We start from the raw sequence: 10772 nt of genomic DNA, 5'->3' as shown, positions 1-10772 counted from the left end.
GAGCCTGTATTTCCTGGCCTTTCGGCCCCGTCCGGCGCCGCGTCAACCGCGCTGCCGTCTGGTGTGGGGCGGTTTATAAGGGTCCCCGCACACACTGGCAACACCTTTTTTGACGGTTTTTTCGGCCCCACCGGATTCTGCGGCCAAGCCGTTGATCCCTCACGAAATATATTTAGGCACCCGATTGATCGGCGCCGACGTCCGCTCATATCAGCGCCACGGCATTCAGCGGGCTGCCATCAGAGCCGTCTGCAGGTCGGTATCATTTGCCACCTGCAGCACCGCGTTGCGCAAGGCCTCGTCCAGGGCCGGTTCGGCTGCCTCTCCGGTCATCAACATGATCTCCTTGTTCATCCCCACCGCCCGATAGGCCCGGCTGTAGATCAGCGTGCCATCGGGCTTGCGCGCGGTGAGCATGAAGGCCACTTCGGCGACGGCCTCGCTGCTCCAGAAGCCCAGCTTGAAGTCGTTATAGAAAGTCTGGGTCTCGACCACGATGGCGACCCCGCCATCACCGATCGTGAAGCCAAGCGACGCCAGTTCGGCCTTGATCGCCTCCGCGACCTCACCCACCACATCATTGGTCGCGACGATCCGGGCGGTCTCCATGCCGTAACCATTCTTCTTGCTCGACACCCGGTCCCGGTTCGCGACCCGCCCGTCGACAGGCGTCACCGCCACCGATACCGCCTCGGCCCCCGGCACCACCGCCAGATTGGCCGGTGCCGTATAGCGCACGGTCACTGCGTCCTCGGTGAAGGCGCAGGCAGATACTATCAGCAGCGCGAACACTGCCAACACCAGTTTCTTCATCGGTGATGTCCTTCAGGTCATGCCGGCAGGTCGTGCCGGCTGCGGGCGTCGGCATATGTCGGGGGCATCGTCAATCGACGATCCGCACTTCCTTGGGGCGGGTGATTTCCTCGGGCAGATGAGTGGCCGACAGCACCCGCTGATAAGTTCCGCTGGTCTGCACCATCACCGCATCCCCCGGGCCGAACACCTGATCGGTGGCCGCCTGTTCCTGCACGATGGTGATCGTCTTGCCATTGGCGAGGGTGATGACGTATTCCAGCCCGACGCGATCAGACAATGCCTGCTCCGCCACCGCGCCGGCCACGGCCCCCACGACGACGCCGCCGAGAATGGCAGCGATATTGCCGTTGCCGGACCCGACATTGGACATGGCAAGCCCACCGGCGGTGGCGCCGACCAGACCACCGGCCCCCGTATTCTCGCCGGTGATATCGACCTGGCGTGCAGCCAGAACCGTGCCGAACGCGACCTGGGATGCCCGGCCGACCTCCTGATGGCTGTATCGGCTCTGTCCCTGGGTGGCACATCCCGGCATCATGGCCAGAATGCCCAAGCCGACCCCCGCCAGCACCAGCCGGCTCCGCTGAATGTTCATGGCATCCTTCACGCACCGAATCCTGATGATGTGGCGACCGGACCTCAATCGCCCGGTCGTTCCCGCGGCGTCACGGCCGGCCCTGAACATGCCGCCTCCGCGTCCCTGATTCCGACGTGACGGTATCGCGCATACATGCCAAATGCAATCACATGCAGACATGCGTGGAAATTGCCGGCCACATTCAACCTGCTGCAGTTCACTTGGCATCGCCATACAACGCAGAGGAGCCGCCAGACAGCGGTGGGGCGCTGTACCTGCTCCACGGACTGCCCCATATCCATCCTCTGTCCCGCACTGCCCCGCAAGCGAGTCCGCGATGACCACCGACCGCCCCCCCCACTCCGTCGACCTCGACGATCTGACGGCACTGCACCCGCTGGATGATGCGCTGGCGCTGATGTATTACGGCTGGCGCGGCATGACCCGCGAGGCAGATGCCTATCTGGCGACGCTGGGCCTGTCGCGGGTCCACCACCGGATCCTGTACACCATCGCCCGCCGCGACGGCCTGACCGTCAGCGACCTGCTGGCCGTGCTGCGGATCACCAAGCAGGCACTGCACCGGCCAATGAAACACCTGCAGGATGGCGGGCTGATCACCACCAGCCGCGACCCCGCCCATCATCGCTATAAGCGCCTGCACCTGACGGTCATGGGGCAATCCGTCGAAGATCAGGCCTCGGGGCATGAACGACGACGAATGGAACAGGCCTTTGCCGATGCCGGTCCGGCGGCACGCGATGCCTGGGCCGCGGTCATGGCGTCCCTGGGCCGCTATGCCTGACCGGTCCGGTCTGCCACTGCCTGATTATGCCTTCAGGTCAATTTTATTGACTTGAGAGTGCACGCGCCGGATCATCGGCCTTGAAGCCGGCGGCATGCGCCGGCACCGCAGGAGCGACCGACCGATGACCGACCAGACAGATCAGGCACCCCGCCCGCAGCCCGGCGGCAGCGACACCGCCTCGGGCCTGGAGGCGGTCCGCGCCGCCTTTGCCGCCGGCGGCTTCGCCCGCGGCATCGGACGCACGCTTGGCCTGACCGGCACCAGCGCCGATGCCGGCGTGGTGGTGCTGCAAGGCTCCCCGACCGAAGATCATTACAATCCGCTGGGCACCGTTCACGGCGGCTATGCCGCAACCATGCTCGACGGTGCGATCGCGCTGGCGGTGCACACCCTGCTGCCGGCCGGCACCGGCTATACCACGGTCGACCTGAAGGTGACCTATCTGCGAGCCATGACCAGCGCATCAGGGCCCGTCAGCGCCGAGGGCCGGGTGATCCATATGGGCCGGCGCATCGCCGCCACCGAAGCCCGGCTGACCGACCACGAGGGCCGGCTCTGCGCCCATGCCACGGCGACCTGCATGATCCTGCCGGCGGGACAGGCCTGAGAACCTTCGGCCCTGTGCCAATGCCGAACGCGGGAAAGGGCCGCCGGACAAAACTGTCCGACGGCCCTTTCCCGCGTCGCATAGTACCTGCCGGCGCCCGGTCAGTGAACCTGAACCGGTGCCTCCGGCGCCGCCACCGCTTCATCGGCGGTGGGGACGATGTCGCGGCGGTTCATCACCTCGTCACGGATACGGGCAATGACATCGGCGATCGGCATGGCGCCAAGGTCGGTGCCATTGCGCAGCCGCACCGCGACCGTGCGGGTCTCGGCTTCCTTGTCACCCACCACCAGGATGTAGGGGATCTTTTCCAACTGGGCGTTGCGGATCTTCTTCTGCATCCGCTCGGTGCTGGTATCCACCTCCACCCGGAGCCCACCGGTGCCGGTCGGCACATCGGCATCGAACAGCAGGCTGCGGACCTCGGCGGCATAGTCGTTATGACGATCCGCGATCGGCACCACCATCGCCTGCACCGGCGCCAGCCAGGTCGGGAAGTTGCCGGCATAATGCTCGATCAGGAAGGCCACGAAGCGCTCATGGCTGCCCAGCGGCGCCCGGTGGATGACATAGACCGGGTGTTCCTTGCCATCCTCGCCAATATAGGTCAGGTCGAAGGTCTGGGTGGCCAGGAAATCGAGCTGATTGGTCGAGATGGCGTATTCCGTGCCGATCACCGACTTGATCATGAAGTCGACCTTGGGGCCATAGAACGCGGCCTCGCCTTCGACTTCCTTGTACGGATAGCCCGACTCGATCATCGCCTCGCGGATGATCTCCAGCGCCGCCAGCCACTTCTCGGGTTCGTCGACATATTTGTCGAGCTTGTCGAGATCCGGCAGCGACAGCCGCATGTAATAGTCCTTGATCCCGAACAGATCATAATAGCGCGCATGCAGCCGCATGACTTTCAGGAACTCGTCCTTGGCCTGGTCATAGCGGCAATAGAGATGGGCGTCGTTCTGGCAGAAGCCGCGCACCCGCATCAGCCCCGACAGAGCGCCGCTCGCCTCGTACCGATAGACCTGGCCATATTCCGACAGCCGGACCGGCAGGTCGCGATAGCTGTGCTTCTCGGCCAGATAGACCTGATGGTGATGCGGGCAGTTCATCGGCCGCAGATAGAAATGCTCACCGTCGATCTCGAACGGCTTGTACATGTCTTCCGCATAATAGGGCAGATGTCGCGAGCGGTAATAAAGCTCCTGCTTGGTGATATGCGGCGTCACCACCCGCAGGTAGCCGTCGCGCCGCTCTTCCTTCTGGGCCAGGAATTCCAGCTCGTCACGCAATGCCGTGCCGCGCGGCAGCCATAGCGGCAGGCCGGCGCCGACCTCGGGCGAGAACCGGTACAGCTTCAACTCGCGGCCGATCTTGCGATGATCGCGCAGCTTGGCCTGTTCCATCTGCCAGATGCAGTGTTCCAGCTCTTCCTTGGTCGGGAAGCACAGACCATAGATCCGCTGCAACTGCGGGCCATCGCTGTTGCCGCGCCAATAGGCGCCGGCGATGTTGATCAGCTTGAACTCGCCGCACTGGCCGGTGTTCTCGACATGCGGTCCCCGGCAGAGATCGACGAAATTGCCGGTGGTATAGAACGAGACGCTGTCGACGCCCGATGCCTCGCCATCGACCGCGGTGTCGTCGCCGGTTTCCTTGGCGATCGCCGTGGTGCCGCGATCGCGCAGCAGTTCCAGCAATTCGACCTTGTAGTCCTGGTGATGCTCGCGCATGAAGCCGATCGCATCCTCGATCGGCAGTTCGCGGCGATCGAAGCGCAGCTTCTTCTTGCGCAGCTTACGCATCGCCTGCTCGATCTTCTGCAGATCTTCAAGCTTCAGCGGCTCGGGCAGGTCGATGTCATAATAGAAGCCGGTGGTCGTCGGCGGCCCCACACCGAACTTGGCTTCCGGGTATAATTCCCGTACCGCCGCTGCCATCAGATGCGCGCAGGAATGGCGCATGGCATAGACGTCCGGCGCGATGTCATTCGCCATCGGGGTGTCCTCACTTTCGCGAGACGCGCCAGCCGCACCCGCATACGACACGGATTGGGTCATGAACGCGCCTTTCCAACGCCAAAGGGTATAGTGGCGCCACGCCGCCATGGTCAAGGCTGCGCATGCGGCCACAGGCCGACCATTTCTCAGCCAGGACGCGCCTTCACTCCGAATACACACCAAAGTCTGCACGTGGAACGATGGCTCCTGCTGAATTTTCGCGGGACGGTTGCTACCACAAGTACAGTGATCCGTATAACCTCCCGGTTCAGTTGCTGCCCCTCCCGCAGCCCGACCCGGAGCCCGCCATCGTGTCCGCCGCCGTTTCGACCGCCCGTCCCGCTCTTTCAGCCACCCGCACCATCCTGACCCTGTGCGTCCTTGCCCTTGCCCTGTCGGGGCCGGCCCGGGCCGCCGACATCACCGGGCGCGCCAGCGTGATCGATGGCGACACCATCGAGATTCAGGGACAACGCATCCGGCTCTATGCCATCGATGCGCCGGAAAGTTCGCAGATCTGCGCCGATGCCGACAACCGCGCCTGGCGGTGCGGGCGCGACGCGGCCCTGCTGCTCGACCGGCTGCTGTCCGGCCGCACCGTCGCCTGCACCACGGTCGACCGCGACCGCTATGGCCGCGTGGTCGCGCGCTGCGCCGTGGGTGGCGAGGATATGAACCGGCGGATGGTCGCCGAGGGGCTGGCCGTCGCCTACACCGCCTATGGCCGCGACTATGCGCCCGACGAGGCCGAGGCGCGGACAGCCCGGCGCGGGTTGTGGTCCGGCCGGTTCGTCATGCCATGGGATCATCGCAAAGGCGTGAAGCTGTCGCCGCCACCGGCCGGGCAGGCAGCACCCCCCGGCCGCAAGCCGGCATCACCCGCCCCCGCCACCCCTGCGGCCGGGTCCGCCGCCGGCTGCAAGATCAAGGGCAACATCTCCAGCGATGGCCGCAAGCTGTATCACCTGCCCGGTGGGCGGTCTTACGAGCAGACCCGGATCAACGAGAGCGATGGCGAACGCTGGTTCTGCACCGAAGCCGATGCACGGGCCGCCGGCTGGACGAAGGCGGGCGGCTGAACGCCCTGAATCCGCCCAGCCCCCGTCCGCCCCCGGCCCGTGCGACACCCTCTGTACGAGGCAAGGTCACAACCTGTTCATCGGCTGAACACAGCCGCCGGTAGCGGGGATGCGGCATGATCATCGGATCACGCCGCATATCCGAGATCTGCGGCCGGAGCTAGATGGAACGGGACAGACAGATGGACGACCCTCACCACCCACGAGCCCGCGACAGCCGCGCGACCGGGCGTTACCCGACCCGGCGCCGGCGGATCATCGTGACCGCCGCAGCCGGCACGGCGCTGGCGGCGATGCTGGGTGGCAACCCCGCCTTTGCCGATGACGATCACGATCAGCCGGCAGGCCGGCGGGTGATTGCGGCAATCCCGGGACTGGAGGTCAGCCTGGTCATTCCGGCCGCAAGCGGGCATCCCAGCCGGTTGAACGGCCACCGCGACCGCTATTACGGCGATCACGACGACGATGACGACGGCGACCGCCTGTCGCGTCCGTTCGACCGCTTCGATGGGAATGATGATGATGACTGACCACAGGTCACGGTCTTTTGCGGCCATGATTGCCGCCATGGCCATTCTGGCCGCAAGTGCTGCACTCGCTCAGCCTCCCGGCCATGCGAAAGGCGGCCATGGGGCCGGCGGCCCGGAGTCGGCGGCGCACGGCAATGGCAAGGCCGGCCGGGGCGGCCCCGACATCAAGGACCACGGTCATGACCGCGGCGGGTCGTCTGCCCCGTCTTCGCTGATCACACTCAACGTCATCACCACCGACGAGCGCCGGATCATTTACGACTATATCAATCGCCACGACGCAATGTTCAGGCCCGCGCCGCTGCCACCGGGGATCGCGCGCAATTACGCCCGCGGCAAACCGCTGCCGCCCGGCATTGCGAAGAAGCAGTTGCCGGGGCCGTTGCTTGGCCGGCTGCCGCAGCGCGATGGCTATGAATGGCGGCAGGTCGGCTCTGACATCGTGCTTCTGGCCGCGGCGACCGGCATCATCGTCGACATACTGAACGATGCCATAGACTGACGATGACGGCCGCCATGTGACCTCCTGCCCTGGCATGCGGCTTGCTTATGCGGCCTGCAACGGTATCCGCGCCATGCGGCAGGCGCCAGGGCAGGAAGCCACACCATATATCCCGCTCACATGCGGGCAGTCACATACGGGCGGAACGCCCGGTCTCCACGATCAGCGCATGGACCAGAGCCGCCTGCGCCAGTGCCCTCTGCCAGTGACGCCAGCATGTCGTGCGGTCGAGGTTCAGATCGCCCGCGATCACCTTCCACAGCCGGCCTTCGGCCCGGGCCCAGATGATCCGGCGATGCAGCGGGTCCAGCTTCAGGCTGATCTCCAGCGCCAGGTCCAGACGCGATATCTCGGCGGCACCCGGCACCAGCCCCCGGCTGGCGGCCACGCCCCTGCCGGCTGGCCGGTCGACCCCCAGCCCCAGGTCATCCCACGACACCCGCGCCCGCATCGGCCGCTCGGCCGGCGGCAGACGGCGCAACGTGTGAATGGCTTCATCGAACAGCGCCTTGACCGGCGCGAGCAGGTCCTGCGCGCCAGGCGCGTATCGGGCGTCGCGCTCCATATCATGGATCGTGCCCTTGGTGTCAAAGCTGTGGGTCATTGGACAGTGCCTCCCGTTTCAGTTGCGTCGCTTCAGATTGACCACGGATAGCCCTCTGATCAAGCGAAATATGTCCGTTTTGGCCATTGCAATTTGCGGCCACATCGACCACTTTCTGGCCATGGATAACCGCATTCGCATGTGGCGTGAACGCCGCGGCTTGACCATGGCGGAGCTTGGTCAGCGCGTCGGCACCGAGGCGTCACAGATCAACAAGCTGGAAAAAGGCAACCGTCGGTTGACAGCCGAATGGATGGGCAGGCTTGCCCGGGCGCTGGATTGTGCGCCCGCCGACCTGTTGATGCCTGACCCGGCCGGATCGGCCGCGGAACTTGGCGAAGCGCCGCCGCCGCCATCGCCCCTGGCGCCGCCCGCCGGCTATGCCGCCGCCGGCCATACGGCATCGGGGGCCGGCCGCGCTGCCGCCGGCCATGATGTGCCGGCCGATGCGGTCACCCTGACCGGGGCCGCGCCACGCGACCTGCCGGTGTTCGGCGCGGCGGTGGGCGGCGATGACGGCGCCTTCGATTTCAACGGTGCCGTCAACGAATATGTCGCCCGCCCCCCGATCCTGGCCGGTGTTGCCAACGGCTATGCGGTCTATGTTCAGGGCGAGAGCATGGAACCGCGCTATTTTGCCGGCGAACTGGTGCATGTGAACCCCAACCGGCCCATCACCACCGGCTGTTTCGTGGTGGTTCAGATCCGCACCGGCGACCCGCACATGCCGACGCGCGGCCTGATCAAGCAGTTCATTCGCCGCACGGCGTCGCGGCTGTGCCTGCGCCAGTTCAATCCGCGCGCCGATCTGGATCACGATCTGGCCAGTGTGCTGACCGTGCATCGCATCGTCGGTGCCAGCGATTACGGCTGATCGCCGGCACCCGCCGTGCCTGACGGCTGACCGCCGGCCGTCAGGCGGCGCGCAAGTCGCGCCTCGACCATCCGCTCCACGGCATCGGGGCCGATCTTCAGCCGGCGCAGGGCATCCGGTACCGTCGCCCGCAGATAAGTTGCCGCCGCGTCCGCGATGTCGCCCCCGGCCGGCCCTGCGCCCGGCATCACGCCCGGCTGACCCAGCGCCCGATCGACCGCACGTTCCAGCGCCGTCTCAAGATAGGCGCGCACCCGGTCGTCGCGGGCGACACCCGCCCAGCTTGCAATCCGGCCCAGCGCCCAGGCGCCCGCCACCATCACCGCGGCACCGGCAAGTTCACCGACGGCACCGCCCAGACGATCGGCCAGCAGGCCGGCCGCCACGGTGACCAGCATGTCGACACCAGTGGCCTCGGCAGTGGTCAGGTCGAGACTGGTGGCCGCCATGGCCGATGCGGCCATAAACGGCGAGAGCCCGGCCACCATGGCCATGGTGGCGAGGGTCGTCCATCTCCGGCAGGTCATCACACCGCCTCCCGCTCAACCCCGCGCGGGCCGGTCAAGACCAGCGCGCGGGCGTGAAGGTCGAACACCCGCCGCATCCAGCCGCGGCCAAAGCGCGGAAATCCCGGGCGGGTGACATAGATCTGCATGCGCCCCACGGCCATGTCGCCCAAAGCGTCGATCAGACGCTGCGGTCGTTCGGCCACCGCGGCGGCGGCACTCAGGCTGCGTGGGCCGATCACGCCGTCGGGGGCGGTGCCCACCGCCTGCTGCAACAGCCGTGCGGCCCTGGGCACGCCCAGATTGACCGCCGTGTCGAAGGCAAACAGCGCCAGCGCCGGTGGCAGCAGGTCGGCGCGCAAGGGCTGCCAGAACTGTGCGGCATACAGCGCCGCCGCATCGTCGCGGGTCAGCTTGCGGATCTGGGCAGGGTTCGCCTGCGGATCGACCCGACGCAGAAACGCCAGGCTGATGCCCCAGCGGGTGATGCCGCCCGGGTCCAGCGGGTCGTCGGTCACCTGACCGCCGCCTTCCCAGGCCAGCACGATGCCGAGTGCCGCCGGAAACAGCCGCCCCGGCACAGGGGCGCCAATGATGGCACCGGAGTCGAATGAGGTTGTGGTCATGATCGCACCTCCCCTATCCGCCACGACGTGTGGCGATCAGGCGCACGATCAGTTCCTCAAGGCCGCGTGGCCCGAGATAGGCGATGGTGACGATGGCCGCGGTGCGGGGCGGGCCGGTCAGGCCCAGTTGATGGGCCATGCCATCGGCGATCATCCCTATGGCGACCGCGGCGACCAGTTCCCACCAGAGATGTTTGGAAAAAAACCGCCGGCGGCCGCGCTGAACCTCGCCCACATGGACGAGCAGCCGGCCCAGATAGGCGGCAAGAACGGTGAGGCCGATGAGGTCGGCGGTTTCCCGGATGCCCGACCACAGGCCCTGAAGAAAATCCGGCATATCGCGTGTGTCCCGGTTGATTGGCGATCAAGGCCGCCCTGACCGCGGGTTGCGACACGGCGCCTTGTGTCCCCAGCATGCCGTCCGAACACCGAAGCCGCATGCGTTGATATGCGGCAACTTGCGGCATCAACTCGAAGACAAATCATCTTTTGATTGCGAAACAAACCGAAGAGTGGTCTGCGCGGCGGGGGCTGCCTGGCATCGAGCGCCGGCACTGTCGACAGCCGGCCCGGTGCACCCTATCTTTGCGGAAGGTCACGGCGCAGGCGCGATCTTCGCCCGGCTCGGCCGCCCTGCCCCCCGCCCCCCCTGCCCAGCCGACACCCGGAAAGGTTACCGCCATGGATGACGCCACCCAGACAGCCCCTGTGGCGCCGGCCATGTTCCGGGCCGGGCTGCGGCGCCTGGCGGGCGGCGTGACCATCATCGCCACCGGCAGCCATGGCGCCCGTGCCGGGTTGACGGCAACCGCCGTGATGTCGCTGACCGCCGAGCCGCCCCGGCTGGCGGTCGCCATCAACCGCAATGCCGGCGCCCACGACCTGATCCTGGGTCAGCGCCGCTTCACCATCAATCTGCTGGCGGCCGATCATGGCCACCTTGCCCGGCTGTTCGCCGGCGGCGACCCGTCGCGCATGGGTGAGGCCCGGTTCGACGACAGCTTGTGGACGACCGGCCTGACCGGCGCGCCGTTGCTGGCGCCGGCCGCAGCCAGCCTGGATTGCCGGCTGGTCGACAGCCTGGGCTTTGAAAGCCACACGCTGCTGGTCGGCGCCGTGGTCGACGTGAAGGCCCGTGATGCCGCGACCGCGCTGATCTATCACGACGGCTGCTTTGCGGGGCTCACGCCGATCGACTGATCCGGGCGCCGGTCCCTGCCCATTCATGCCACGCAGTCATCAC

Annotated in this window: 14 protein-coding genes; 7 read left to right on the top strand and 7 right to left on the bottom strand. The window is 66.6% G+C overall.

Going from position 1 to position 10772, the window contains the following annotated elements:
• Positions 1 to 225 precede the first annotated feature (225 nt).
• Positions 226 to 813, bottom strand: coding sequence for a YajG family lipoprotein (locus WG924_RS23105; protein ID WP_345935406.1), 588 nt, complete (start codon positions 811 to 813; stop codon positions 226 to 228).
• Positions 814 to 883: 70 nt separating this feature from the next.
• On the bottom strand, positions 884 to 1411 hold the full coding sequence (locus WG924_RS23100; protein ID WP_345935405.1) for an outer membrane lipoprotein: 528 nt from the start codon (positions 1409 to 1411) through the stop codon (positions 884 to 886).
• Between the two features lie 319 nt (positions 1412 to 1730).
• On the opposite strand from WG924_RS23100, the gene WG924_RS23095 reads away from it, so the two are divergent.
• Both WG924_RS23095 and WG924_RS23090 read left to right on the top strand, forming a co-directional pair.
• A complete protein-coding gene (locus WG924_RS23095; protein ID WP_345935404.1) occupies positions 1731 to 2198 on the top strand; it encodes a MarR family winged helix-turn-helix transcriptional regulator in 468 nt (155 codons plus the stop codon).
• Positions 2199 to 2322: 124 nt separating this feature from the next.
• Positions 2323 to 2808, top strand: a complete 486-nt coding sequence (locus WG924_RS23090; RefSeq protein WP_345935403.1) for a PaaI family thioesterase — start codon at positions 2323 to 2325, stop codon at positions 2806 to 2808.
• 101 nt (positions 2809 to 2909) lie between these two features.
• Here the strand turns inward: WG924_RS23090 and thrS are convergent, their stop codons facing one another.
• Positions 2910 to 4805 carry a threonine--tRNA ligase gene (gene thrS, locus WG924_RS23085; RefSeq protein WP_345935402.1) on the bottom strand — a complete coding sequence of 632 codons (1896 nt, stop codon included), beginning with the start codon at positions 4803 to 4805 and terminating at the stop codon, positions 2910 to 2912.
• Positions 4806 to 5119: 314 nt separating this feature from the next.
• On the opposite strand from thrS, the gene WG924_RS23080 reads away from it, so the two are divergent.
• From WG924_RS23080 to WG924_RS23070, 3 genes are all read left to right on the top strand, one after another.
• The gene (locus WG924_RS23080; protein ID WP_345935401.1) at positions 5120 to 5887 is read left to right on the top strand and encodes a thermonuclease family protein; all 768 of its coding nucleotides are present in this window, start codon (positions 5120 to 5122) and stop codon (positions 5885 to 5887) included.
• 182 nt (positions 5888 to 6069) lie between these two features.
• Positions 6070 to 6417 carry a hypothetical protein gene (locus WG924_RS23075; RefSeq protein ID WP_345935400.1) on the top strand — a complete coding sequence of 116 codons (348 nt, stop codon included), beginning with the start codon at positions 6070 to 6072 and terminating at the stop codon, positions 6415 to 6417.
• 37 nt (positions 6418 to 6454) lie between these two features.
• The gene (locus WG924_RS23070) at positions 6455 to 6919 is read left to right on the top strand and encodes an anti-virulence regulator CigR family protein (RefSeq protein WP_345935399.1); all 465 of its coding nucleotides are present in this window, start codon (positions 6455 to 6457) and stop codon (positions 6917 to 6919) included.
• A gap of 130 nt (positions 6920 to 7049) precedes the next feature.
• Here WG924_RS23070 and WG924_RS23065 read toward each other — a convergent pair whose 3' ends face one another.
• Positions 7050 to 7523, bottom strand: coding sequence for a DUF6362 family protein (locus tag WG924_RS23065; protein ID WP_345935398.1), 474 nt, complete (start codon positions 7521 to 7523; stop codon positions 7050 to 7052).
• Positions 7524 to 7662: 139 nt separating this feature from the next.
• On the opposite strand from WG924_RS23065, the gene WG924_RS23060 reads away from it, so the two are divergent.
• Positions 7663 to 8397 (top strand): XRE family transcriptional regulator, encoded by a 735-nt coding sequence (locus WG924_RS23060; RefSeq protein WP_345935397.1) that lies wholly within the window; start codon positions 7663 to 7665, stop codon positions 8395 to 8397.
• Here the strand turns inward: WG924_RS23060 and WG924_RS23055 are convergent.
• Genes WG924_RS23055 through WG924_RS23045 form a run of 3 tightly spaced genes read right to left on the bottom strand, consistent with a single transcriptional unit; the run spans position 8388 to position 9866 of the window.
• A complete protein-coding gene (locus WG924_RS23055; protein ID WP_345935396.1) occupies positions 8388 to 8924 on the bottom strand; it encodes a hypothetical protein in 537 nt (178 codons plus the stop codon). The two genes, WG924_RS23060 and WG924_RS23055, sit on opposite strands and share 10 nt — an antisense overlap.
• Positions 8924 to 9529, bottom strand: a complete 606-nt coding sequence (locus tag WG924_RS23050) for a glycoside hydrolase family 108 protein (RefSeq protein ID WP_345935395.1) — start codon at positions 9527 to 9529, stop codon at positions 8924 to 8926. Before WG924_RS23050 ends, WG924_RS23055 begins: the two co-directional genes overlap by 1 nt.
• Positions 9530 to 9542: 13 nt before the next feature.
• Positions 9543 to 9866, bottom strand: a complete 324-nt coding sequence (locus tag WG924_RS23045; protein ID WP_188577158.1) for a phage holin family protein — start codon at positions 9864 to 9866, stop codon at positions 9543 to 9545.
• 344 nt (positions 9867 to 10210) lie between these two features.
• Here WG924_RS23045 and WG924_RS23040 point away from each other — a divergent pair, with 344 nt between their 5' ends.
• Positions 10211 to 10729, top strand: coding sequence for a flavin reductase family protein (locus WG924_RS23040; protein ID WP_345935394.1), 519 nt, complete (start codon positions 10211 to 10213; stop codon positions 10727 to 10729).
• Positions 10730 to 10772 lie beyond the last annotated feature (43 nt).

It is taken from the genome of Tistrella arctica, from assembly GCF_039630945.1.
GTDB lineage: Bacteria > Pseudomonadota > Alphaproteobacteria > Tistrellales > Tistrellaceae > Tistrella > Tistrella bauzanensis.
The sequence above is the reverse complement of the archived record's forward strand: the minus strand, read 5'-3'. Positions and strand labels throughout refer to the sequence as shown.